This is a genomic window from Gelidibacter salicanalis (assembly GCF_016469035.1).
Lineage (GTDB): Bacteria > Bacteroidota > Bacteroidia > Flavobacteriales > Flavobacteriaceae > Gelidibacter > Gelidibacter salicanalis_A.
The window spans coordinates 68,822-91,535 of record NZ_JAEHJZ010000047.1; the positions used below are offsets into that span (position 1 = coordinate 68,822).

Below are 22,714 nucleotides of genomic sequence, written 5' to 3' on the forward strand. Positions count from 1 at the left end.
TTAAATTCGAATCATAGCGATGGCCTGCTGGTTCTTATTTTTTGATTAATCCGAGTTCTATCAAACGTTCCGTTAAAAATTCGCCCGCCGTAATATCGTCAAACTGGTTTGGGTTATCTTCATCCACACAGCTTTCTAAAACGTCCAATTTCATTTCACTAATAGGATGCATAAAAAATGGAATCGAATAACGAGACGTTCCCCACAATTCCCGAGGCGGATTGACCACACGGTGAATAGTTGATTTCAGTTTGTTATTGGTATGTCTTGAGAGCATATCGCCAACATTAATCATCAATTCATCAGGTTCTGCAATAGCATCAAGCCATTCACCTTTATGATTTTGAACTTGCAAGCCACGACCTTGTGCGCCCATTAACAGCGTAATCAAATTAATATCGCCATGGGCTGCAGCACGAACGGCATCTTTAGGCTCTTCATGAATTGGCGGATAATGGATAGGTCTTAAAATGGAATTTCCATTATGGATGTAATTATCAAAGTACGTCTCTTCTAAATTTAAATGCAACGCTAACGCTCTAAGCACATATTTAGCAGTTTTTTCAAGCATGGCGTAGGCTTCCTTACCAACTTCATTAAATCTAGGCAATTCCGTAACATAAACATTTTCAGGATATTCTTTAGCACGCACAGGGTCATCATCAACATACTGTCCAAAATGCCAGAACTCTTTTAAATCGCCCTGCTTTTGACCTTTCGCACTTTCCTTTCCAAAAGACACATATCCACGCTGACCGCCAATACCGGGGATCTCATAGTTTTGTTTGACCTCTGTTGGCAATGAAAAGAAATTCTTAATCTCTCCATAGAGATCATCCACCAATGCATCGTCTAAAAAATGACCTTTAAGCGCTACAAAACCTATTTCTTCATAGGCCTTTCCAATCTCGTCAATAAACTTCTGTTTCCTTACGGGATCTCCGGAGACAAAATCCTGAAGGTTTACACTTGGTATCACATTCATTGCTATATATTTTTAGATTTAACTGCTTATCACAAAAGTAACGAAAATACTGTAAAAGGTAGTCGCTTTATTACGCTAAAAAAACAAGGGTTTAGAGTCATTCTCTTGATTTTTATTTACATTTGAGATTTAAAACGCTAACCTTATGTTGTCATCTACCAAAAGCGCGATTCATTACGATAAAAAGAATCTCGATAACGAAACATTGCTCGAGCTATACAAGCGTATGCTCAAGCCGAGATTGATAGAAGAAAAGATGTTGATTCTACTGCGTCAGGGCAAAGTTTCAAAATGGTTTTCAGGTATTGGCCAAGAAGCTATTTCAGTTGGGGTCACTATGGCGTTACAATCCAAAGAATATATCTTACCAATGCACCGCAATTTGGGCGTCTTCACCACACGTGACATACCGCTACACCGACTTTTCAGTCAGTGGCAAGGCAAAGCAAATGGGTTTACTAAAGGGCGGGATCGCTCGTTTCATTTTGGCACCCAAGAGTATCATATTGTGGGAATGATTTCACATTTAGGCCCGCAGTTGGGGGTAGCAGACGGTATTGCACTGGCGAGCAAACTTAAAAAAACAAATCAAGTCACCGCTGTATTTACAGGAGAAGGGGGCACTAGTGAAGGCGATTTCCACGAAGCTTTAAACGTGGCTGCTGTTTGGCAGTTACCAGTCATATTTTGTATTGAAAACAATGGCTACGGCTTATCAACACCTACAAGTGAGCAATATTTATGTAAAGATTTGGCCGACAAAGGAAAAGGCTATGGTATTGATTCTTTTATTTTAGATGGGAACAATATTCTTGAAGTTTATAGTAAAGTCTTAAAATTGGCTGAAAGCGTCAGGAACCGTCCGCGTCCTATTTTAATCGAATTTAAGACCTTTAGAATGCGCGGTCATGAAGAAGCCAGTGGCACCAAATATGTTCCGGAAGCATTGATGAAGGAATGGGAAGGTAAAGATCCTATCAATAACTTCAGAAATTACCTCCTTAATTTAGGTCTTTTAACTACTGCTCTAGACGACCAATTACAAAGCACCATCAAAGTTGAAATTGATGACGCCTTAAAAACGGCAGGAGCAGAGGAGTCCATAATAGCAGATGAAAGCGTTGAGTTAAATGACGTGTACGCCCCTTTTGAATATCAGCATATTGACTCACAATCAAAAGGAGAGGATATTCGTTTTATTGATGCCATTTCACAAGGCTTAAGACAAAGCATGCAACGCCATAAAGATCTCGTTATTATGGGGCAGGACATCGCAGAATACGGTGGTGCTTTTAAAATTACAGAAGGTTTTGTAGCCGAATTTGGCAAGGACCGCGTCCGTAATACCCCTATTTGTGAATCGGCCATTGTAGAGACAGCGATGGGACTTTCTATTGCCGGAACGAAAGCCGTTGTAGAAATGCAATTTGCTGATTTTGTGAGTTCAGGATTTAATCCGATTGTCAACTATTTGGCAAAATCCCATTACCGTTGGAATGAAAATGCTGATGTGGTGATTAGAATGCCGTGTGGCGCGGGTGTAGCTGCCGGACCTTTCCACTCGCAGACCAATGAGGCTTGGTTTACCAAAACGCCAGGACTGAAAGTGGTGTATCCTGCATTTCCTTATGATGCCAAAGGCTTATTGGCCACGGCCATCAACGACCCGAATCCGGTGTTGTTCTTTGAACATAAAGCGTTGTACAGAAGTATTCGTCAGGAAGTACCAGCCGACTATTTTACCATTCCATTTGGCAAAGCAGCGCTTTTAAAGGAAGGCAGTGCTGTTACTATTATTACTTATGGTGCGGCCGTACATTGGGCTTTGGATACTTTAGCTAAAAATGAAGATATTGAAGCAGACCTTATCGATTTAAGAACACTGCAACCTTTGGATACCGAAACCATATTCAGCTCCGTTAAGAAAACCGGACGTGCGATCATCCTTCAAGAAGACTCTATGTTTGGTGGCATTGCAAGTGATTTAAGCGCCATGATCATGGAAAACTGTTTTGAATATTTAGATGCCCCAGTCAAGCGTGTGGCCAGTATGGAAACCCCAATTCCGTTTATCAACCAACTGGAAGATCAATATTTGGCAAAAGGTAAATTTGAAAACGCATTGAGAGCCGTTTTGGCCTATTGATCTCAAACCTCATATAAATGATAGTGTGTTGACAACACTACTTTAAATTATGCCACTGTTCATGCCGTTGTTGGTGTTTTCCACCAACAACTCATTCTGTAACTCAATTATACCGCCGTTGATGTTTTTTCCGTGCCGCTGTTGATGTTTTTTCCGTGCCGCTGTTGGTGTTTTCCACCAACAGCTGGATGTAAATTAGATGAACTTCATAAACGGGAGGAAATCCTTATGCCGCCGTTGGTGTTTTCCACCAACGGCCCATCCTATAAACCAAATTAGCTTTACTCTCCATTTTTTTCCTTAACTTAGAAAGATTAATCTCACATTTAAAAACAAGACATATGAGCGACGTAAAAATATATTCTGGAAGTTCACAGGTAAGGATCATGGAAATTAAAAACATTTTGGAGAATGAAAACATTGACTATCAAGAATTGAACAAGTCAGATTCATCCTATCCTGGCATCTATGGAGACATAGAAATCTATGTAGCTGAAGCCGATGCTGAAAAAGCACAGCTAATTTTGGCCAGTAGCAAATCCTAACACAACATTGCTTATAAACGCAAAAAGTCCGCTATATGCGGACTTTTTTAATATCAATTATTGAGATTTAGCTTTGCTGAGTACTTTTAGCAAAGGCCTGTACCTCATCTAATACACGTAATAAGTTGCCACTCCAGAGCAATCCAATTTGTTCTTCAGTATAGCCGCGTTTTACAAGTTCCAAAGTCACATTAAATGTTTCTGACGCATCATTCCACCCGTCAATACCGCCACCGCCATCAAAATCGCTACTAATTCCCACGTGCTCAATTCCAATTTTATTCACCATATAATCAATATGATCTACGAAATCTGCAACACTAACGCCTTGTGGTGCCTTATTCATGCCCTTCATTTTAGCGTCTACTATTGGTCTTACTTTCTCTAAAACTGAATAGTATGCCTCACGTTCTTCTGCTGACAACTCTTTAAGATCACTGCGTTCCAAATAGGCGACATTCATAGAATCCATCACTTTTAAACCCACTTCTTTTTGAAATGCAGAATAAGCTTCAGCCTTTTCAGTATTTAAATAGGCCGCAAAGGCAACAGTTTGTACCACGCCACCATTTTCTTTTAACCACTCTAATTGTTCATCGTCTAAATTTCTGCTATGGTCACACAAGGCTCTTGCTGAGGAATGTGAAGCTATAATTGGAGCCTCCGACAGCTCAATCATGGCTTTCATCGCTTCCTTGCTTGGGTGGGACACATCTATCATCATCCCTAAACGGTTCATTTCTTTAATAACTTTCTTACCTAAATCGCTCAGCCCATTATGCAACCAGATGGAATCCGCTTCACCAGTATTACTATCACTCAACTGACTATGACCATTGTGCGACAACGACATGTAACGTCCGCCCAAATCATAAAATTTCTTCACATTTGAAATGTCTTTTCCTACAGGATAGCCATTTTCAATCCCGATCATTGCCACTTTTTTACCGGATTTGACAATACGTCTCACATCATCTGAAGTTACGGCCAACTCGATCTCTTCTGGCGCAATATCATCTACCAATTTATGGATGGCATTAAATTTCCCCATGGCCGTTTCGTGAGCCTTTTTAAAACCTGCATCCGTCAATTCTTCCTGTCCGGTATATACGATAAACCACGCAACGTCCAAGCCGCCTTGAGTCATTTTTGGCAACGTGACTTGCGAGTCCAAATCTTGGGTATAGTTGGTGTCGTCCGTAAAATTGGCAACGTTAAAGTCGCAGTGCGTGTCTAAAGTAATCACACGGTCATGGATGCCCTTTGCACGTTCTATAAGCGCGATAGAATCTTGTTTTGCGTCAGGTGCTGCATTTTTTTTATTGTTGTCTTTACAGCTCATAAAAAGCGTGATTAAACTTAAAGAAAGAATAGTTTTTTTCATGGATGTCTATAATATTTTTGTGATGTGACAAGTTACAAAAAGGAATTAATGTTTCTTTAAGTTGTATATTTATTTCATGCAAATACGTGTTTTAATGATATTCTTTATAGTGATGGGTTGTGCAAAAGCAAAAAAGGACCAGCCAGAAGAGATTTGGAATTCGGTTACCGTGGTGGCTAGCGCTTATAATTCGACACCCGCTCAAACCAGTAGTAATCCACAAATTACAGCTTTTGGCGACAGTTTAAAACCGGGTAAAAAATATATTGCCGTTTCGCGCGATTTGTTGCGCAAAGGTCTAAAGCACAATACGCCGGTAATTATTGAAGGATTTGAGGGTGTTTATCTGGTAAAGGATAAAATGCATCGGAAATGGCGCAATCATATTGATATTTATATGGGGAATGATCTTGAGGCAGCAAAACAATGGGGCAGACGAAAGGTTTGTATCGATTATAGGATATCAAATGTTGATAGTCAGTAGTTCCGGATTAATTGCTATAAACTCATCTTTCACCAAAAGCGAAGCGTCATTCAAAAGAAATAAATCGCAAAAAAACTGTCACTTTGTTCGTCTTTAGATGGTTACAATGTCAAAATGTCTGTTTTTTCTCCTACAATCTTTGTAATCCTTGTTAACATCACTTTGGTATCGATTTTGAACTACACTTGTCGAAAATGAAGTTTAACTTAAAATTTGATGAACCATGAGTAGTTTAGCAACAATGCCAAAAGACAGCAATGACGTTTCTACACAGAGAAACACCTCGCCAAGTTTTTCATCTTGGGTAGACAATTTATTGGAAAATGGAATGGGAACCGGTTTCTTATCCAATTTCAATGCAGGCATGACACTTCCGGCGGTAAATATTAAAGAAAATGCTGAGGAGTACTTTTTGGAAATCGCGGTTCCTGGAATGAAGAAATCCGATTTTAATATTGATGTCGACAATAAAGTCCTTTCCATTTCTTCAGAAAGCAAAGAAGAGAAGGAAGTGAAAGAAGAAAACTATACACGACGCGAGTTTGGCTATGCGTCATTTAAAAGAACCTTTACCTTGCCAGACACGGTTGAGTCTGATAAAATCAGTGCCACGTATAAAGAAGGTATTTTATCAGTGCATTTGCCGAAAAAAGAAGAGGCCAAAGAAAAACCTGCCAAACGCATCAGTGTTTCTTAACATTGACCGTAAAAATCAGAAAAGAGAAACTGAAAGGTTTCTCTTTTTTTTATGGCTTCAATGCCTTGCCATGCCAATGTTGCCCTTGATTATCTATCAGAAAGACACGCCACTAGCACAGCTCTATTTCAAAAATCTTTTCAACAATCATTCTCTATAACTCTTATAATGTCTTAATTTTGTGGAAATTTTCTCCGAAGGCCCTTTTTTATGTTACAAACGTCAGAGCATTTTAACGAAACCAAAACCAGGAAAAATCTTTACGATTATCAGCTTGCTGATCTCAATAAGATTTTCGAGGTGTTGGAAACGTCTGCAGACAATTTTAATTTATTGTACCAACTTCCAACAGGAGGAGGGAAGACGGTTATTTTCTCTGAAATTGTAAGACGCTATATCGCACATCACAATAAGAAAGTTGTCATTTTGACGCATCGGATTGAGCTTTGCAAGCAAACTTCTAAAATGTTGACCAATTTTGATGTTCATAATAAGATCATCAACAGCAAGGTCAAAGAGCTTCCAGATCAAGATCAGTACCAGTGTTTTGTGGCCATGGTAGAAACCCTAAACAACCGCCTTAACGACAAAAAATTGCGTTTGGAAGACATTGGGTTGGTCATTATTGATGAAGCACACTACAACTCCTTTCGAAAACTTTTTAAATTTTTTGAAAACTGTTTTATCCTGGGGGTCACGGCCACGCCTCTGAGTTCCAATATCAAATTGCCAATGAAGGATAACTACCAAAAACTGATTGTTGGTGATGACATTTCTACCTTAATAAAAAATGGGTTTTTGGCAAATGCAGAGCTGTACAATTTTGATGTAGAATTGAATACTTTAAAAATTGGAATCAATGGCGATTATACCGTGAAATCGTCAGAAGCGCTCTATACCAATTCGCACATGTTGAGCAAACTTATTTTTGCTTACGAAGAAATGTCTAAAGGAAAAAAAACGCTGATTTTCAACAATGGCATCCAGACCTCAAAAGAAGTGTGCTATTCTTTTCAGCGTGCGGGTTATAACGTTAGGCACTTAGACAATACCTGTAGCAAACAAGAGCGAAAAGACATATTAAAATGGTTCAAAAACACCCCGGATGGTATCCTGACCTCCGTTAGTATTTTAACCACCGGATTTGATGAGCCCACCGTAGAGTCCGTCATCTTAAATAGGGCAACCCGCTCATTGACCTTGTTTTTTCAAATGATTGGTCGTGGGTCTCGTATTCTTGCCGATAAAAAGTTGTTTACCGTGTTGGACTTAGGTAATAATGCTGTTCGTTTTGGCCCATGGGATCAAGCTGTAGATTGGCAACATATTTTTAAATATCCTGACCTTTATCTCGAAAACCTCCGGAATGATGAAGATATTGAACGCGATTTTGTATACGTCATGCCTGACTCAATTAGAGAACGTTTTAGCAATACTGAAAGCATAGAGTTTGACGTGAAGGACGCTTATGAAAAAGCTATTGCAGATGGTCAAAAATCCATTACCGCCATTGAACGTTCCATAGAACAACATTCCCAGATGATCATTGCCAATGTAGATACCATCTTTGATGCCCGCGATTTGATCAAGTATTTGCATGATGATATTTCTTACCGGATTAAACAATATTCCTATTGTATGATGAACAGTACCAAAAATTACAAAGATTGGCTGATGGAGGAATATATCAGAAAGCTAAGGTTAAGCTTTAATGGCAAGTTTTAACGTTTCCTTTAAAATTAGAGTCAGAATTAATCGTTAGTTTCGCTAATAGGTACAGTTATTGATTAGAGTATCTGAAACAGTTTTTAAACGTATGGCATCCTATAAATACAAGCTTTTAGGCATTTTATTTCTCGTTGCAATTGTTCAAGTGAAGGCTCAAGAATTCCCTATCAAGAGCATTCCTATTCCCGCCGTAGAAAAAAAGGACGAGAAAAAAGCACCGGCACCTACGCCAGTCAAAATTGAACCGGTTAAGAAGGAGGAAGCGGCTCCCGTAGAAACCCCACTCACCATCAAAAAACAAGAAAAGGAATTTTCAATGTTTGACGATAGCAACTTGAGAGATCCGGGCGAAATTTTTGATAAAAAATGGAATAGTATGGCTGTTGAACAAGGTTTTAGAATGGAAACCATGGAAGATCAGTTTTTGGGCAATTTCAGAATGACCGGAAAAAAGGCCAATATTAGATGTAGAGACCACGAGTATCCTGATGGAGACCGCGTTCGTGTGTTTGTTAACGGCATTGTTTTTATACCCAATCTTTTGCTGACAGGCAGTTACAAGAGTTTTGATGTGCCTTTGGTAGAAGGCATCAATAAAATTGAATTTGTGGCACTTAATCAGGGGGAGTCTGGTCCTAACACAGCAGAATTTCAGGTCTACGATGACAATGGGGTGGAAGTTTCTTCCAAAAAATGGAATCTTCTCACGGGGGTCACCGCCAGTATTATTCTCATTAAAGAAGACTAGTAATGAACAACGTCGACCCAAGGGTACGAGGTANNAAGGATCCCGCTAAAAAGCGGGATTAGTTCAACTAACAATTTTTAATTCATTGCTTCGCAACTTTTAAAAATTGAGTTTCACTAATTTAAAATAACGGAAAGAATGGCGCTTTAGCAATGATGTGAAACCCTAAGGCTTTTGCTTTATTCTGTAACTCCGTAACGTGTACCACCTGATCCGTATGTACGGTAAAATCGAAAGGAGAATCATCTTCAAAAATAACTTTAGTAACCCCATCAATTTCCATAATAGCGGCTTCTAAACGAGATTTTTCAGAGGGGTCATCAGCATCAGATGTAAATTTCTTACCGTAATTGCCTGGTATTATATTTTCAGTGATAAAAGTCATTTTAGTGGAATTATTTTATAAGTTCAATAATTAAATTTAGATAAATAATTACACTTCACCTAACAAGATGTGTTGTTTATAAATGCTCAAATGCACATTTAAGTCTAACCTCTTAATTTAAAGAATTTTGCAAGTATTATAAAAAATTTCATCAGTGTCCGGTAAAACAGGTGAAAAGTTTGCAAACCCCCTTAAAGCATGATCTGGTTCGAGAACTTANNTGACACCTTGTTTTTGAAACCGATTTCACTTAGAATGATTGGGCAAATTTGATTTATAATAACGACTGTTTATCAGTTAGTTACACTCCTTTAGCTGTCGCTGTGGATCAGGGTTTTTAACATATGTAATTCAAAAGGCACCGCGTGAATAGTAAACGGAGATTGTATGAAAAGATAAATGCATATTTGCGAATTGGCATGTGACTTCTGTTCACTGACTAATCTGATTTTTGAGACTAAAATCGGTTCGTCCAAATTGTGCTAAGACCTTAAGAGATACAATTGCACCCTACAAACACAAAGAATAACCCCATTACAGATGGTATTTGAAATCAAAATCTTATATTTGTAAGGTATATAGATATTTAGAGACTTATAACTCTAATTTATTTACATACTTTGTAATCACTAGATCACTCTTTAGACATTCAATTTCCAAAAATTGCCTTTCCTACAGTATTGATTGGTATTATAAGCATAACCCTTAAAACATATTTAAAAAAAAGAATGGCTAAGTCGCAACAGACCTTTAACAAAATTGAAAAAGAAAAAGCACGTGCTAAAAAACGTGAAGATAAAAGAAAGAAAAAAGAAGCCCGTAAAGCGGAAGGTGGAACTGATGGTATCCAATTTGCTTACGTAGATGCTCACGGCAATTTAACAGATACGCCCCCAAATCCTGCAGACAAGATTAAAGTGGAAGCTGAGGATATTGTCTTAGGTGTCCCTAAAAAAGAAGAAGGCGAAGAAGAAGATCCAATAAGACAAGGAAAAGTGTCTTTCTACGACAGTTCTAAGGGCTTCGGATTTATCATTGACCTCGAAAATAACGAAAAGTATTTCTGTCACGTTAGCGGACTCTTAGATGATATCGCTGAGAATGATAAAGTAACTTTTGAATTGGAACGCGGAATGAAAGGGATGAACGCTGTTAGAGTAAAGCGCGTTTAATCTACTTTCAATTCATCCAATTTAATAACCTCACCTGGTGCCATTCTGTTTAAATGAATGGTACCTATACGTATACGCACCAATCTCAGGGTAGGAAAACCAACTGCAGAAGTCATTTTGCGCACTTGTCTAAATTTTCCTTCGTTTATTGTAATCGATAGCCATGAGGTTGGGCCATGACGTGCATCCCTTATTTTTTTAGACCGTTCTGAAAAATCGGGCGGAGTCTCCAATTGGAACACTTTACAGGGTTTTGTATCATATTTGATGCCTTTAAATCCGATGTTGACACTCCCTTGAAGTTCTGCAATAGCTGCCGCCGTAATGGCGCCATCTACCTGCACATAATACTCCTTTTCTATGTGAGTACTGCAAATTTCATTGCTCAAAAATCCATCCGTGGTGAGTAGAAGCAGACCCTCTGAATTTTTATCCAAACGACCTATAGGCATTACGCCTGGTTGAAAATCATGTAGAGTACCCAAGAACTTTTTATTACGTTCATGTTTGGCATTACTCATAAACTGACTCAGGTATCCAAAAGGTTTATGGAGTATATAATGTACGTGTTCTTTTGGTTTAGACAGATCCATTTAAAATACTATATACCAATTCTTTACTCATTGTTTTGCCTTCTGATTTCTTTCTGACATCGTCAAAAGTAAACCTGAAATCGCAACCCGATTTATAAGCGCTACAGCCATAAGCGGTCTTTCCTTTTATCACCGTTCCTTTTTTGCATTTAGGACAGGTAAGCGTATCTGGAAGCTCTTTTTTAACCGATTTTTTGGGTTCTAATACTAATTGAAAGTGTTCATCAAATCGGACAAGCCCTTCCAATTCTCCGGTCTCGGTTTTAAATCCTTTTAAGTTGACGGTGGAGCCCTTTTGAAGTAATCTGATGTATTGTTTTTCTGAAATCTTTTTGTCCTTAAACTTAAAAGGCAACACAAAACGACAGCCATTTTTAAAATCGCTACACCCGTAAGCCGATTTTCCTGTAATTAAATAGCCTTGTTTACATTTCGGGCAGCGCTCTGAAGTGATGCCTGCCTTCTTTTTTACTTCCTTTTTGGCAATTGCTTTTTGGGCGACTTTGGTATGGGAAATATTCGCACGATTGGTTTCGCTGCGCACTTCATACACCAAGGCATCGACCATTTTTTTCATATTGGCAATAAACTGGGCCGCACTATAGGTGCCTTTTTCAATGTCCTTTAACTGTTTTTCCCACATACCGGTCAATTCGGCCGATTTCAACAATTCATTTTGAATGGTGTCAATCAATTGAATGCCAATTTGGGTGGGCAATACTTGTTTTTTGTTCCGCTCAATATACTTGCGCTTAAAGAGCGTTTCTATAATATTGGCACGTGTTGATGGACGGCCAATCCCGTTCTCCTTCATCAGTTCGCGCATTTCATCATCATCTACCTGTTTTCCAGCGGTTTCCATAGCCCGTAGGAGGGAAGCCTCTGTAAATTGATTGGGCGGTTTGGTCTGTTTTTCTAAGAATGAAGGCTCGTGTGAGCCTTTTTCACCTTTCACAAAACTCGGTAAAAGATTTTCTTTAGAGCTGCCACTGTTTGAACCAGAAGCACTTTCAAAAACAACACGCCAGCCTTTGCTTAAAATCTCTTTTCCGGTAGCTTTAAAATTAACGTCTGCCGCTTTGCCAATGACAGTGGTGTTAGACACGGTAGAATCATCATAAAATACAGCGATAAACCGTCTGGTAATAATGTCGTACACTTGCTGTTGATTGTATTGCAAATGACTTTCAACACCCGTGGGAATGATGGCATGGTGATCTGTAACTTTTTTGTCGTTAAATACTTTGGGTGACTTTTTAATCTTTGCCCCCAAAAGTGGTACTGTCAACGGGGCATATTTAGAAAGGTTTTTTAATATTCCAGGAACTTTAGGATAAATATCGTTGGGTAAAAACGTAGTATCAACCCTTGGATAGGTAACGACTTTTTGTTCATATAATTTTTGAACAATCTTTAAGGTTTCATCGGCCGAAAAGCCAAATTTAGTATTGCAATACACCTGTAATCCGGTAAGATCAAACAGTTTTGGTGCGTAATCCTTACCTTTTTTCTTGGTAATAGACACAATCTCAAATTCATGTTCTTTTACTTTGTTCGCCAGTATTTCACCATCTTCCATTTTGGTAAACCGACCTTCTTCATAACTGAATAATGTATTGCGATATAAAGTTTGCAACTCCCAATAGGGTTGTGGCACAAAATTTTCAATCTCCTTAAACCGATTGACTACCATGGCCAACGTAGGTGTTTGCACACGGCCAACAGACAATACTTGCTTGTACCCACCGTGTTTTAAGGTGTATAAACGCGTAGCGTTCATCCCCAATAACCAGTCGCCGATAGCTCTCGAAAAGCCTGCATAAAAGAGATTGTCATACTGTTCAGAGGGTTTCAAATTCTCAAAGCCTTCTTTAATGGCTTCTGAAGTCAACGACGAAATCCACAAACGCTGCACCTTGCCTTTATAATTGGCCTGGTCCAACACCCAACGCTGAATCAGTTCTCCTTCTTGGCCCGCATCCCCACAATTAATCACCACATCAGCACTGTCAAACAATTTTTTGACAATTTTAAATTGCTTCTGAATGCCCGAATTAGAAACCACTTTGGTTTTAAACTTTTCGGGCAGCATGGGTAAATTATTCAAATCCCAACTTTTCCAATGCGGTTTGTAATCATTGGGTTCCATCAAGGTACATAAATGTCCAAACGTATAAGTTACTGCATACCCATTACCCTCATAGTAACCATCATGTTTACTATTGGCTCCTAAAATAGCGGCAATTTCTCGTGCTACACTTGGTTTTTCGGCAATACAGACTTTCAAAATAGGGGTTTCATGTTTAATTAATGGTGCTGAATTTTAGGGCTGAAAAACACGTAAACAAAGCTGACCAACTGCAATTCTAAATAGGCATACGTCATATAATTCCAGGTCTAAAATTGTGTGTGCAAAGTAAAACTTTTTGAGGACATCTGCCAAGTAATATGATGAAACCACAATGTATTTGGAGATGAAACGGTTACAGAAATCACCACCAGACCACAAAGAATTTTTTAAGGGTGGTTCCAACTTTTAACCAGCATAAAGGTGACCGTTCTTCATCGAGCCAACGCGTAACTTTACCGTTAAACCCGTCATAATTCATCCATTCTACAGTGTCATCAGCTGCCATGATCCAATCCCGTTTTTCAGGGATGTAAAATTGTGCAGCTTTAAATTGGTGGAGGTCATCTCGCTTTACATAAAATCCTTCCACACATGCCGCGTTCAATTGATCAAATGCTTGTCCGGTAAAGTTTAAAGGCAAAAACAACTGCGCCTTAAATAACACCTGCTGCTTTATGTTGGCCACGGTAATGCCTAAATGTTTCAGCACCGGTTGGGTTTTTGGATGATAGAGCAGGGGCAACTGCTTTTCTTTGAGCTTGGTTAATTTTTGCAGCAAGGTGTCCTTTCTATTCGGGCCGATCCAAGGGGTGAGTTCCGTGGCAGCTTCATGGGGATCATACAGATAAAATTTATAGATAATTTCCAAATGAACCGGACCAGCTTCGGTCAAAAGAAGCGCGTCCATTTCGCCTATCGTCAATTTGCCATCCTGTATTTGAATATTTTCTGCTAAAATAGTACACGATGGATCTGCTGCCAATTGATGGGACACAAAGCGCTCTATCATTTTTCCTAGTCTGAGATGCGCAACAGAGGTATCTGTAAAGTGTTGAAAAGATAGTGTTTTAAGCGTATAGGGTTCTAAACCGAATACCACATCATTCCATAATGTTGATGTGCTCAAATACCCTTCAAAATTCCGTTGTAAATTGTCTATATCCATGATTATCTGTCGCAAAATACAAATATCTTTTTGACTAAAAATTGCAATACCCCTCTAATACACTTACCTTTGTATCTTCTCATTAATCCAAACGCCTAAGCAACATCACGAATGTCTGTAAAAACCCTTTCAGAAAATTTAGAACGTCAAACCGGAAAAGATTTATATAATTACCAGAAAAAAGCCATAGACAAGGTTTTTAAAGCTTTTGATGAAGCTCCTGAAGATTATCATTTACTTTACCAATTGCCAACTGGGGGTGGAAAAACGGTCATTTTTTCTGAATTTGTAAGACAGTACCTGAAAAATCACGATAAAAAAGTAGTGATTTTAACCCACCGTATTGAGTTGCTGAAACAGACCTCAAGAATGTTGACGGAATTTAATGTCAGCAACAAAGTTGTGGACAGTAAGGCCAATCTGGATGATCAGGCAAACTATAGCTGTTTTGTAGCGATGGTGGAAACTTTGAACAACAGGCTCCAAGAAGAGATGTTGGACATTTCAGATGTTGGGTTGGTCATTATTGATGAGGCACATTACAACTCCTTCACCAAGCTCTTTAAATACTTCGAAAAATCTTTTATTCTTGGTGTGACGGCCACTCCGTTGAGTTCTAATAAGGATTTGCCAATGAAGGATAATTATAATGAATTGATTACGGGTGAAACCATTGAAGCCTTGATTGAAAATCAGTTCCTATCGCCAGCAGAAACCTACCAATATAATGTGGGATTGACTTCTTTGGAAGTTGGATCTAACGGCGATTACACCGTAAAGTCTTCTGAAGATCTCTATACCAATACAGACATGTTAAGAAAAGTGGTGTATGCTTATGAGCAACATTCCTTAAATAAGAAAACATTGATTTTCAACAATGGGATCAACACCTCCCTGCACGTCTATGATACCTTTAAAAGAGCGGGCTATACCATTGCACATTTAGACAATACCGCCACCAAAAAAGAACGTAAAGCCATTTTAAAGTGGTTTAAGGAGACTCCGAATGCCATTTTATCTTCAGTAAGTATTTTAACTACCGGTTTTGATGAGCCTTCTGTAGATACAATTATTCTGAACAGGGCGACGAAATCTTTAGCCTTATACTATCAAATGGTAGGACGTGGATCTCGGATTTATGAAGATAAAGAGGTGTTTAAGATTATCGATTTAGGTAATAATATGCACCGTTTTGGACCTTGGGGTGCTGATATTGATTGGCAGAGAATTTTCGGATCTCCCAACTATTATTTGGACAGTATTATCAATGATGATGACCTTGAGTCCAATTTTAGATATGAAATGCCCGACGCCATCCGGAAAGAATTCGCCAATTCTGAGGAGGTGTATTTTGATATCAAACAAGCCTATATTGATTCCGTTAATAATGGCGATTCGTCAAAAGTTCTGTTAGAGCAATCTATTGCCCACCACACTAAAATATGTGTTGAAAATAGTGAAGATGTTTATGATGCTTTGGCGCTCATGAAATTGTTGGAAGACGACATCAATCACCGGTTGGAACGGTACACCCAATGCATCAGTAAGAGTACCTTCAATTTTGTAAAATGGCTGAATGATGATTACCGTATGAAATTACGTGCCTACATCAGAGAAAATTTTGATACTGTTTTTGAAGACATACACGGACACCCGCCAGAAGAATAAGCTACTAATTCCTCTTAAATTTTAATACTTTACATTTTCCTTTATCCAAGTCAGAATTGGATCGGGTCAACATTCTATGCAATTCGGCAAAGGCGCTCCGCAAGATCGCTTTACCTTAGAAGTATCGCTCTTGAACTTCAAGACGGCTATTGCCAATTGGCAATACAATGATACTAACAATTAAAGATTAGACAGATGAAAATAGGAGTTATAGGAAGTGGAAATATTGGTGGAAATCTAGGAAAACATTGGGCAAAAGCAGGGCATGAAGTCCTTTTTAGTTCCCGTCATCCGGAAGAATTAAATGATTTGGTAAGAGATAGTGGCGGTAATGCCACGGCGGTAAGCGTTGAGAAAGCGTTTGAGGCCAATGCTGATGTCTACCTTTTAGCAGTACCTTTTAAAGCCATTGACGAATTGGCAGAATTATATGCCGGCGAATACGGCAACCGTGTCATCATTGATGCCACAAACCCATATCCTGAACGCGATGGAGCCATAGCCCAGGAAGTAAGGGATAGCAATAGAAATGCTTCAGAATATACCGCCATGAAATTTGGTACGGCAAGAACGGCCAAAGCTTTTAACACCATTAAGGCGGAGCACCTAAAAACGAAAGCATGGCGTGATCAGGACAGGATGGCTGTTCCTTTTGCGGCCCAAGATGAAGATAGCAAGCGCGTGACCCAACAACTCATTGAAGACATTGGTTTTGATGCGGTGTATGTTGGCGATTTGAGCAAAACCAAAATCATGGATCCCGAACAGAAAATTTATGGAAAATCTGTGAATCGGGCAGAACTCGAATCGATGATGTAAGCGCCATTACAATACATGAAAAGGACCCTAATTCGTAACCGGATGGGGTCTTTTTTGGTTTTATAAAGATGTTTTCGCTGAGCATAAGCTCAGTTTAAAACTTATCTCTATATTTATAAAACCTTAACACATATAACAGCAATGAAGAAATTATGTCTTTTGGCTCTTCTCTTTGGAGGCCTACTACATCCGCTAAACACACATGCCCAATCTACTAAAAACAAGAAAAAATCAAAAAATCAGGTAGCTGCACCCGCACCCGAAAAAAAGAAAGAGGAGGCTATAAAACCTTATGATAAGGTCATTACCAAAGATGCAATTACTGATGAAGGCCTATTTAAAATCCACAAAATAAAAGACAGCTATTACTTTGAGATTCAGGACAGCTTGCTCAATAAGGATATGTTGTTGGTCAGCCGCATGGCAAAATTGCCCTCAAATCTGGGAGGTGGTTACGTCAATGCCGGTTCGAAGGCCAATGAGCAATTGATCAGTTGGGAGCGGTTTCAGGACAAAATCTTGATCAAAGTAAAATCCTATAATGCGGTGGCAAACGATAGTCTGCCGATTAACATTTCAGTAAAGGCCAATAACTATGAACCCACCTTATACGCTTTTGATATTGCAGCGTTTAGCAAAGATTCTTCTGCAGTGGTTATTGATGTGACCAAATTTTACAGCACCGATGTGAAAGCCATTAGTGGTCTGTCAGCCAGCTTACGTGAAACCTATAAGGTGCGTAACTTAGACGATTCCAGAAGTTTTATCACCTCGGCAAAAAGTTTTCCGTTGAATATTGAAATCGTTCAGGACTTTAGCTATAATGCTTCAAAACCGCCAATGCTTCCTGAAACGGAGACCATCAGCCTACAGATGAACCAATCCATGGTATTGCTCCCAACTACCCCAATGCAACCCCGTCTTGCCGATCCGCGGGTAGGATTTTTTACAGTGAGCCAATATGATTATAGCAGTGAAGCTTTAAAATCTGATGAAAAAACATTTATCCGTCGCTGGCGATTGGAACCTAAAGATCGTGCCGCATATAATAGGGGAGAGTTGGTAGAGCCTATCAAACCAATTATATACTATCTAGATCCTGCCACACCTGAAAAACTCCGTAAATACATTAAACAGGGTATTGAAGAATGGCAAAAACCATTTGAAACCGCAGGCTTTAAAAATGCCATTATTGCGAAAGATCCGCCAACTTATGAGGAAGATCCGGAATTTAGCGCTGAAGATATCCGATATTCCGTAGTGCGTTATGTAGCTAGTACTACAAGGAATGCTGTAGGACCAAGTGTGTCTGATCCGCGTACCGGAGAAATTATTGAAAGTGATATTATTTGGTACCACAATCATTTGCGGTCCTATAGAAATCGTTACATGTTGGAGACTGGAGCCGCCAATCCGTCCGCACGTACTTTAGATACCAGCGATGAAGAAATAGGCAAAATGATGCGTATGGTCATTGCCCATGAAGTGGGTCACGCCTTAGGGTTTCCTCATAATATGGCTGCCAGTCATGCCTATGATGTGGAGAGTTATCGAAATGGCGCATTTACCCAAGAGCATGGCATTGCCGCAAGTTTAATGGATTATGCCCGTTATAATTACATTGCACAACCGGGAGATCAGAATGTGCGCTTTATCCGTCAGATGGGACCTTATGATCATTATGTGACCAATTGGGGCTACCGTTTTGTTCCAGGAGCAACTACAGAAGGGGAGGTGCCGACATTGAATCAGTGGATTTTAGACAAGGCAGACGATCCAAGATTTAAATACGGGAAACAAAGCAGTCGTTTTGACCCGTCATCACAAACGGAAGATATTGGCAATAATTCTATCAAAGCCAGCACCTACGGACTCAAAAACTTAAAATATGTGGCAGAGCAATTGCCACAGTGGACCAGCGATCAAACCAATGATTATGACGATTTGAAAGAATTACAAGGGGAGTTGTTAGGGGTTTGGAACCGTTATATTGGTCATGTTACAACCCATATTGGTGGGGTTTATGAAAATACGAAACGACCAAATCAGGGTGGGGTAATTTATACCGCTGCTCCAAAGACTGATCAGAAGGCAGCCATGTCATGGTTGCACGAAAATGCGTTTGCCACACCAACCTGGATGATCAATTTTAAGATTCTCCAAAATATCGATCATACGGGATATACAGAAACCTTTAGAAGCGCACAGGCGCGACACTTGAATAGCATTCTAGATTTTGAGGTGATGGGCAGATTGATTGACGGCGCCGCAATTAGTACCGAAAATTATTCGGCATTGGAACTGTTACAAGATTTGCGCAAAGGCATTTGGAAAGAACTCAGCGGCAACCAACCGGTAGATGTGTACCGTCGGAATCTACAACGTGCCTACATTGACCGTATGGCGTTCTTAATGACGGAAGAATTGAAACCGAGCCGTTGGGGTGCGTATTACAACGTGAACCAATCTGACGTTAGGGCTTTGGTGAGAGGCGAATTGAACACGCTCAAAAACCAATTGAATAGTCGTAAAAATTTAGTAGCGCAAACTGAGACAAAATACCATTATCAAGATGCCATTAAACGCATTGAGTTGATCTTAGATCCAAGATAGAATAAGAATTTTTAGGATGATCTTTCCTTTTTTTTGACACGAATTACACGAATGACACGAATGTTGTCTTATTTCTCTTCTATTTTCTACAAGAGTTGTTACACAGAGATCCACAGAGGTTTCACGGAGTTCCACGGAGAATAAATTAGTGCCAATTCGTGAAATTCGTGTCTCTTTTTCTGACACGAATTTCACGAATGGACACGAATAGTGCGGAATTGTTACGAAATTTTGAAGTTATTACACAGAGATCCACGGAGGTTCACAGAGATATAAAGAGAATAAATTTGTGATAATTTGTGATAATTTGTGAAATTTGTGTCTCTTTTTCTCTTCTCTCTTCTCTCTATTCTCTTTTCTATTATCTACAAAAGTTGTTGCACAGAGTTCCACGGAGGTTTCACAGAGTTCCACAAAGAAAAAATTTGTGCTAATTCGTGAAATTCGTGTCCCATTTTCTCTTCTCTCTTCTCTCTTTTCTATTATCTACAAGAGTTGTTACACAGAGATCCACAGAGGTTTCACAGAGTTCCACAAAGAAAAAATTAGTGCCAATTCGTGAAATTCGTGTCCCATTTTTTTCTCTTCTCTATTCTCTTTTCTATTATCTCTATTCTCGTGATAAACTTTTAAAAATAATTTCTCCAATCAACCCATACAACTCTAAACCAAAATCCGTAAATTAGTAATTATGAAAAACTTACTCGTCTATAGTGCGTTATGTTTAATGATCCTAAGCTGTGGTTCTTCAAAGGAATTTACAGCCCAGGAAGATCAAGCCTATGAGAATTTAAAGGATTTGGTGGCGTCACGCTCTTTAGAGATCATCTCCAATAGTGCGTCGCCGTTTGCTTCGGCAGCATTTAGTAGAGTGGCTAATTCAAATATTTTAGGGCCGGGAAACAGCGCCAATCATATCGATATTACTACAAATGCCAACAAATTAACCATTAAAGGCGATAGTATTAGCGGGTATTTACCATTTTTTGGAGAACAGAATTTTGGCGGTGGTTATAACAACAACAAGAATAGTATAGAATTTAATGAAGTGCCTAAAGATTACAAGGTAACGCATGATGATCAAAAACATGCTGTAGAGATTAGTTTTAAGATTGACGATAAATATCGCAACAGTGAACATTACGATATGATGATTATCTTATATCCAAATTTAAGAAGCACCATCAGAGTGCAGTCTACAACCAGAAGTTCTATAGAATATTCAGGACGGGTGAGTCCATTGGAAGAGGCTAAGGAATAGTGGGTTTCTTTATCCTATAAAATTCTATTTTACATAATATAAATTATAGAACAAATTATAACAATTAGCGTAATAGCGCTTTTGGGCGATATTTGACATAATTGCAGATATAATGTCTTTAGACTTATATCGATAGTAATTATGTCAAGCTAATTGTGGCATTGAAACTTAAAGGATTATTTGATAGCTATAAAAGTTTACGAGATTCTCATGGATTGCCACAAGACCTTAAATTTTAAGAAATCGCTTTTTAGGCGATTCACGGACACATTTAAAGTTTTATGGAATTAAGAAATACGTGAGTAAAATAAAATTTTATACACTAATTATACGTAGAACTTTAATTACATTTTTTGTGTTTTCATGATATTTTCATCAATATCTATATCGTGAGACGCAGCATAGCCAATGGCCTTCTTTACAAAATCATTTAAAGAAATTCCTTTTTGATTGGCAATCATTGCTACTCTCTTATGCAATTCCTTGCTTAACCTCACATTAAAACTTCCCTTAAATGTCTTATTTGGTTCTTTATTTAACGCTTTACATGTCTCCAAATAATCATCTAAAGATTCCTTAAAAGATTCTTTTAATTCTTTTACAGACGATCCTTCAAAATTTATTAAATCACTAATTCCAAAAATCTTTCCATAAAATATTTCATCATCTGAATTAAAATTTACAGTTCCAAAATATCCTTTGTATGTCAGATAGTCACTCATAATTATAAATTTAAATATTCTATTATCTGTTTAATTGCATAGGATTTTACTATTTTACTTGGATGTGGTTCATGTTTTAGGTTTCCTTCTCAGAGTTTTTTTTAGTTGATGAATTTACATTTCAAATTTTAGAATTCTCGAAGAATTAGACATTTTTAGCTATAATATCGAGCTCACATATAAATTTCACTTCTAGATATTTAATTTCTACATCCCCATAATTCTTTTGGCCAGTCCAAACTTATTTTTTCTGGCATATTTTTAAATACATTTAAGTTTTCGCCGTCAAAGTTTAATTTTAACATTTCTTGACCTCTATACAGTAAAAGTTCATTAGTGCTTTCAATAAAAAGAGCGGCATCAATATTACCTTTCCCCCATTTAAAAGACCAATTCAAAATTAATTCAGAAATTCCTTTAGGGCTTTCGGCTATTTGAATCTTGTTTTTTTTATACTGTAATTGAACATATTGATCTCCTTTAAAAAAATAAATCTGCTTTGTTTTTGGATGAAAAAAAGCAGCATCTACATGTCCTTTTTGCCAATAATTGGATAGATTGGAAAATAAGTTAGATAACGATTTAGGATAACCCTTTTTTATTCTCGATGAGCCAGGTTTTATAGCTATAAATTGATCGTCTTTAAATAAGTAAATTAAATTTTCAAATTTATTGTAAAATGACGCATTAATGTTTGATTTCCATAATCTTGGTAATTGAGGAAGCTCTATTGATATTACGCTATACACGTTATTAGAATCCTGACTTTTAATTATAAGATCTCTAATAAATAAATTGCGTGCTTCTTGATCATATTTCTCATGAAAACTCTTCATACTATATGCAGCATCAACTTTGGGCCAAAGAACAGATTTACAGTAATTTGAATTATTCATGCAATTTTCATAAATAGCAACGTAATCAGTTTTATCATCTTTTTTGGGAATAATACTTCCCTCTATAACATATTTAGAATTAATTAAGTCTTTATCGTTAAAACATCCGGAAACGGACATAGCATGCCAGTGATTAGAAACTACAAAAAGAGTATCACCCTCATTAATTATTCTTGCTCCATCTGGATTTACTAGCTCTCGACTATAACAATAATTCTGAGCTGTACTTTTAGACTTTTCTTCTTTAAAAATGATATTTTCAGAAACTCCTTTTTCAATTAATAAATCGGCCATTACAGTTGCTTCACAAATACTAGAACTATGTGCACCACAACCACCCGATACCACAACATAATCAAAATTTATTTCTGAGGTATATAAATTAAACCCTATTTCCACACGTGATATAGTAGTATTTAAATCAGCAGAACCAAGTATAAGTAGTACTGTTTTTGGAGTGTCTTTTTTAATAGATTGACAGAAGCCTGATAAAGAAAGTAAAATTACTAATAATCCTACTTTATTAATTATAAATCTCATCAATGGATAAAGTATTTTATATTAATTTAGTT

General features: G+C 38.1%; 19 protein-coding genes. 11 read left to right on the forward strand and 8 right to left on the reverse strand.

Features of this window, described 5'->3' with window-relative positions; translation table 11 throughout:
- Positions 1-34: 34 nt before the first annotated feature.
- Positions 35-985 carry an isopenicillin N synthase family dioxygenase gene (locus JEM65_RS17645; RefSeq protein WP_199602504.1) on the reverse strand — a complete coding sequence of 317 codons (951 nt, stop codon included), beginning with the start codon at positions 983-985 and terminating at the stop codon, positions 35-37.
- Positions 986-1,130: 145 nt separating this feature from the next.
- Here JEM65_RS17645 and JEM65_RS17650 point away from each other — a divergent pair, with 145 nt between their 5' ends.
- Both JEM65_RS17650 and JEM65_RS17655 read left to right on the forward strand, forming a co-directional pair.
- Positions 1,131-3,131, forward strand: a complete 2,001-nt coding sequence (locus JEM65_RS17650; RefSeq protein ID WP_199602506.1) for an alpha-ketoacid dehydrogenase subunit alpha/beta — start codon at positions 1,131-1,133, stop codon at positions 3,129-3,131.
- A gap of 341 nt (positions 3,132-3,472) precedes the next feature.
- The gene (locus JEM65_RS17655; protein ID WP_199602508.1) at positions 3,473-3,676 is read left to right on the forward strand and encodes a putative signal transducing protein; all 204 of its coding nucleotides are present in this window, start codon (positions 3,473-3,475) and stop codon (positions 3,674-3,676) included.
- A gap of 67 nt (positions 3,677-3,743) precedes the next feature.
- Here the strand turns inward: JEM65_RS17655 and JEM65_RS17660 are convergent, their stop codons facing one another.
- A complete protein-coding gene (locus JEM65_RS17660; RefSeq protein WP_199602509.1) occupies positions 3,744-5,060 on the reverse strand; it encodes a dipeptidase in 1,317 nt (438 codons plus the stop codon).
- A 94-nt stretch (positions 5,061-5,154) separates the two neighbouring features.
- Here JEM65_RS17660 and JEM65_RS17665 point away from each other — a divergent pair, with 94 nt between their 5' ends.
- The 4 genes from JEM65_RS17665 to JEM65_RS17680 all read left to right on the forward strand — a co-directional run bounded on the left by JEM65_RS17665 (position 5,155) and on the right by JEM65_RS17680 (position 8,717).
- Complete coding sequence (locus tag JEM65_RS17665; RefSeq protein ID WP_233530720.1) at positions 5,155-5,544, forward strand: 3D domain-containing protein; 390 nt, start codon at positions 5,155-5,157, stop codon at positions 5,542-5,544.
- Positions 5,545-5,767: 223 nt separating this feature from the next.
- Positions 5,768-6,241 carry an Hsp20/alpha crystallin family protein gene (locus JEM65_RS17670; RefSeq protein WP_199602511.1) on the forward strand — a complete coding sequence of 158 codons (474 nt, stop codon included), beginning with the start codon at positions 5,768-5,770 and terminating at the stop codon, positions 6,239-6,241.
- 210 nt (positions 6,242-6,451) lie between these two features.
- Positions 6,452-7,966 carry a DEAD/DEAH box helicase gene (locus JEM65_RS17675; protein ID WP_199602513.1) on the forward strand — a complete coding sequence of 505 codons (1,515 nt, stop codon included), beginning with the start codon at positions 6,452-6,454 and terminating at the stop codon, positions 7,964-7,966.
- A 91-nt stretch (positions 7,967-8,057) separates the two neighbouring features.
- Positions 8,058-8,717 (forward strand): SPOR domain-containing protein, encoded by a 660-nt coding sequence (locus tag JEM65_RS17680; RefSeq protein ID WP_199602515.1) that lies wholly within the window; start codon positions 8,058-8,060, stop codon positions 8,715-8,717.
- A 121-nt stretch (positions 8,718-8,838) separates the two neighbouring features.
- Here JEM65_RS17680 and JEM65_RS17685 read toward each other — a convergent pair whose 3' ends face one another.
- Positions 8,839-9,102: a heavy-metal-associated domain-containing protein gene (locus JEM65_RS17685; RefSeq protein ID WP_199602517.1), complete on the reverse strand. Its 264-nt coding sequence runs from the start codon at positions 9,100-9,102 to the stop codon at positions 8,839-8,841.
- 728 nt (positions 9,103-9,830) lie between these two features.
- Here JEM65_RS17685 and JEM65_RS17690 point away from each other — a divergent pair.
- Positions 9,831-10,274 (forward strand): cold-shock protein, encoded by a 444-nt coding sequence (locus JEM65_RS17690; RefSeq protein ID WP_066431290.1) that lies wholly within the window; start codon positions 9,831-9,833, stop codon positions 10,272-10,274.
- Here JEM65_RS17690 and JEM65_RS17695 read toward each other — a convergent pair.
- The 3 genes from JEM65_RS17695 to JEM65_RS17705 form a co-directional block, all read right to left on the reverse strand.
- Entirely contained in the window at positions 10,271-10,867 is a 597-nt protein-coding gene (locus JEM65_RS17695) for a pseudouridine synthase (RefSeq protein WP_199602519.1), read from the reverse strand. The genes JEM65_RS17690 and JEM65_RS17695 overlap by 4 nt on opposite strands.
- On the reverse strand, positions 10,854-13,154 hold the full coding sequence (locus JEM65_RS17700) for a type IA DNA topoisomerase (RefSeq protein WP_199602521.1): 2,301 nt from the start codon (positions 13,152-13,154) through the stop codon (positions 10,854-10,856). Before JEM65_RS17700 ends, JEM65_RS17695 begins: the two co-directional genes overlap by 14 nt.
- A gap of 205 nt (positions 13,155-13,359) precedes the next feature.
- Entirely contained in the window at positions 13,360-14,163 is an 804-nt protein-coding gene (locus JEM65_RS17705) for a DUF1853 family protein (protein WP_199602522.1), read from the reverse strand.
- Positions 14,164-14,274: 111 nt separating this feature from the next.
- On the opposite strand from JEM65_RS17705, the gene JEM65_RS17710 reads away from it, so the two are divergent.
- The 4 genes from JEM65_RS17710 (at position 14,275) to JEM65_RS17725 (ending at position 20,524) form a co-directional block, all read left to right on the forward strand.
- Positions 14,275-15,831: a DEAD/DEAH box helicase gene (locus tag JEM65_RS17710; protein ID WP_199602523.1), complete on the forward strand. Its 1,557-nt coding sequence runs from the start codon at positions 14,275-14,277 to the stop codon at positions 15,829-15,831.
- A 195-nt stretch (positions 15,832-16,026) separates the two neighbouring features.
- Positions 16,027-16,650, forward strand: a complete 624-nt coding sequence (locus JEM65_RS17715) for an NADPH-dependent F420 reductase (protein ID WP_199602524.1) — start codon at positions 16,027-16,029, stop codon at positions 16,648-16,650.
- Between the two features lie 141 nt (positions 16,651-16,791).
- Positions 16,792-19,263 (forward strand): zinc-dependent metalloprotease, encoded by a 2,472-nt coding sequence (locus tag JEM65_RS17720; protein WP_199602527.1) that lies wholly within the window; start codon positions 16,792-16,794, stop codon positions 19,261-19,263.
- A 691-nt stretch (positions 19,264-19,954) separates the two neighbouring features.
- Positions 19,955-20,524: a DUF4251 domain-containing protein gene (locus tag JEM65_RS17725; protein ID WP_199602529.1), complete on the forward strand. Its 570-nt coding sequence runs from the start codon at positions 19,955-19,957 to the stop codon at positions 20,522-20,524.
- Between the two features lie 344 nt (positions 20,525-20,868).
- Here JEM65_RS17725 and JEM65_RS17730 read toward each other — a convergent pair whose 3' ends face one another.
- Entirely contained in the window at positions 20,869-21,246 is a 378-nt protein-coding gene (locus tag JEM65_RS17730; RefSeq protein WP_199602531.1) for a type II toxin-antitoxin system HicB family antitoxin, read from the reverse strand.
- Between the two features lie 200 nt (positions 21,247-21,446).
- Positions 21,447-22,682, reverse strand: a complete 1,236-nt coding sequence (locus JEM65_RS17735) for an ElyC/SanA/YdcF family protein (protein ID WP_199602533.1) — start codon at positions 22,680-22,682, stop codon at positions 21,447-21,449.
- Positions 22,683-22,714: the final 32 nt, after the last annotated feature.

Excerpts from the sequence above, each read along its gene's own strand:
- JEM65_RS17645 (WP_199602504.1), bottom strand. The coding sequence starts at position 985 with ATGAATGTGATACCAAGTGTAAACCTTCAGGATTTTGTCTCCGGAGAT.
- JEM65_RS17650 (WP_199602506.1), top strand. The coding sequence starts at position 1,131 with ATGTTGTCATCTACCAAAAGCGCGATTCATTACGATAAAAAGAATCTC.
- JEM65_RS17655 (WP_199602508.1), top strand. The coding sequence starts at position 3,473 with ATGAGCGACGTAAAAATATATTCTGGAAGTTCACAGGTAAGGATCATG.
- JEM65_RS17660 (WP_199602509.1), bottom strand. The coding sequence starts at position 5,060 with ATGAAAAAAACTATTCTTTCTTTAAGTTTAATCACGCTTTTTATGAGC.
- JEM65_RS17665 (WP_233530720.1), top strand. The coding sequence starts at position 5,155 with ATGATATTCTTTATAGTGATGGGTTGTGCAAAAGCAAAAAAGGACCAG.
- JEM65_RS17670 (WP_199602511.1), top strand. The coding sequence starts at position 5,768 with ATGAGTAGTTTAGCAACAATGCCAAAAGACAGCAATGACGTTTCTACA.
- JEM65_RS17675 (WP_199602513.1), top strand. The coding sequence starts at position 6,452 with ATGTTACAAACGTCAGAGCATTTTAACGAAACCAAAACCAGGAAAAAT.
- JEM65_RS17680 (WP_199602515.1), top strand. The coding sequence starts at position 8,058 with ATGGCATCCTATAAATACAAGCTTTTAGGCATTTTATTTCTCGTTGCA.
- JEM65_RS17685 (WP_199602517.1), bottom strand. The coding sequence starts at position 9,102 with ATGACTTTTATCACTGAAAATATAATACCAGGCAATTACGGTAAGAAA.
- JEM65_RS17690 (WP_066431290.1), top strand. The coding sequence starts at position 9,831 with ATGGCTAAGTCGCAACAGACCTTTAACAAAATTGAAAAAGAAAAAGCA.
- JEM65_RS17695 (WP_199602519.1), bottom strand. The coding sequence starts at position 10,867 with ATGGATCTGTCTAAACCAAAAGAACACGTACATTATATACTCCATAAA.
- JEM65_RS17705 (WP_199602522.1), bottom strand. The coding sequence starts at position 14,163 with ATGGATATAGACAATTTACAACGGAATTTTGAAGGGTATTTGAGCACA.
- JEM65_RS17710 (WP_199602523.1), top strand. The coding sequence starts at position 14,275 with ATGTCTGTAAAAACCCTTTCAGAAAATTTAGAACGTCAAACCGGAAAA.
- JEM65_RS17715 (WP_199602524.1), top strand. The coding sequence starts at position 16,027 with ATGAAAATAGGAGTTATAGGAAGTGGAAATATTGGTGGAAATCTAGGA.
- JEM65_RS17720 (WP_199602527.1), top strand. The coding sequence starts at position 16,792 with ATGAAGAAATTATGTCTTTTGGCTCTTCTCTTTGGAGGCCTACTACAT.
- JEM65_RS17725 (WP_199602529.1), top strand. The coding sequence starts at position 19,955 with ATGAAAAACTTACTCGTCTATAGTGCGTTATGTTTAATGATCCTAAGC.
- JEM65_RS17730 (WP_199602531.1), bottom strand. The coding sequence starts at position 21,246 with ATGAGTGACTATCTGACATACAAAGGATATTTTGGAACTGTAAATTTT.
- JEM65_RS17735 (WP_199602533.1), bottom strand. The coding sequence starts at position 22,682 with ATGAGATTTATAATTAATAAAGTAGGATTATTAGTAATTTTACTTTCT.